Consider the following 1,017-nt stretch of genomic DNA (forward strand, 5'->3'; position numbering starts at 1 on the left):
AAAAAGACGGATATAATGCTGACAACAACAACATTTGACATGAAGTAGGGGGCATAGCTGATAGTCTGGATGGTTTTTTTGACCCTGTCGCCCCGGATCTGGTTCAGAAGCAGTGCAAAAATAATAGGGATGGGGAATGCGATTACAAGGCTTTCCAGGCTGATTACAATGGTGTTTTTGATGGCGTTCAGCGCAATGCTTGTGCTGAAAAACTGCTGGAAGTATGTAAGCAGAGGGTCCGCCCAGGGGCTGCCCAGGATGCCGGCCCTGATTTTGTAGTCCTTAAAGGCAATGACTACACCGTACATGGGATAATAGGCAAAAATAACTGCCCAGAGCAGCGCGGGTATGAGAAGTACATACAGCTGCCAGGCTTTCAATGTTCTCTTGGCATTGGTTTTCAATCGTTCACGGTTGTTTACCACGTTCATCGCTTATCCTCCTATAACCTAACCAATTCGTATGGAACTGTTCCATTTATAAATAATATCACTATTGCCGATAATGTCAATTGAAATTTGATATACTTCCGTCGATTCGTCTAATAGTAACAAAAATGAATCGATTAAACTAGTTAAAACAACGAACAAAACTCATGAAAACATAAAAATAAGCATAAAAATAGCCGCTTTGCTATTTTGTCAAAGCGGCTTGTTTTTATGCTTGCTCATATGGAACGGTCAAGTTGTTCCACGTTCACGCAAATGAACAGGAACAATCCGGAGCAGGCTGCCGGGTTCTTTTTTATCAATCAGCCGGAGAACGGCTTCCACACATTCCCTCGCCAGTGCGGGACAATCCTGTTCCACAACGGACAGCTCCGGATATGTCAGATTCGTGATTTCCGTTCCGTCATAGCCGATGATCCGGAATTCCTCCGGGATCTTCAGCCCCATTTTGTGCGCCACAGCCAGGCAGCTCAAGGCACCTATATCATTTGTCATACATCCGTCCATATCTTTGATCACATCCCAGTATTTGAGAATGATATTTTTGTTATAGGCATAGCTCATGGCA

The 1,017-nt window shown here is 44.0% G+C and carries 1 protein-coding gene and 1 pseudogene; both read right to left on the reverse strand.

The window, feature by feature from the left end; genetic code table 11:
* Nucleotides 1-431: pseudogene (locus KH180_RS16740) on the reverse strand (sugar ABC transporter permease); the annotation flags it as partial.
* A gap of 249 nt (nt 432-680) precedes the next feature.
* On the reverse strand, nt 681-1,017 hold a 337-nt coding region (locus KH180_RS16745; protein WP_290762543.1), incomplete at its 5' end, for a substrate-binding domain-containing protein.

Origin of the sequence: Anaerostipes sp. (assembly GCF_018381315.1) — a bacterium.
In the GTDB taxonomy this organism is placed as follows: domain Bacteria; phylum Bacillota; class Clostridia; order Lachnospirales; family Lachnospiraceae; genus Anaerostipes.